General features: G+C 36.6%; 1 pseudogene. It reads right to left on the minus strand.

Annotated elements, in window-relative coordinates:
• Nucleotides 1-94 precede the first annotated feature (94 nt).
• Nucleotides 95-465, minus strand: a pseudogene (locus ACYVTD_RS16580) (hypothetical protein); the annotation flags it as partial.

Consider the following 465-nt stretch of genomic DNA (forward strand, 5'->3'; position numbering starts at 1 on the left):
GCAAGATCCGAAGCGGCGAACAAAGAATAACTTAATTTAAAGAGATAAAAAAAAGGCTGTCCGACGGACAGCCTTTTTTATTTGTTAGCGTTTATTATTTATATTCGCCTTCAAAACCCATATTTTTCTTAAGAATTTCTATAACTTTGTGCGCCGCCGTTTTTGCGTCATGCTCCGGAACTTTTCTTTGTCTGTTAAGCGATTCTACAAAGCAATCGGTAATGGATTTATATATTTCCGGCAGTTGATAGAACACTACCGCAAAATTAATGCCTGAGTGTTTAAGGATTGTAAAAGAGCCGTAACTTTCGTTGGGTTCTTTTGCTATCATTATTTTTGATTGATTTTTTGCGGTGATAATTTCCAATTCGGCAAAACGTTTCGGAATTTTTTCGCCTTCCGCTCTTGAAACAGGTTCTTGGAACTTTATCTGATATGTGTCCGGTTCAACCAGAATATACAATT

Source organism: Treponema sp. R6D11, from assembly GCF_054786075.1.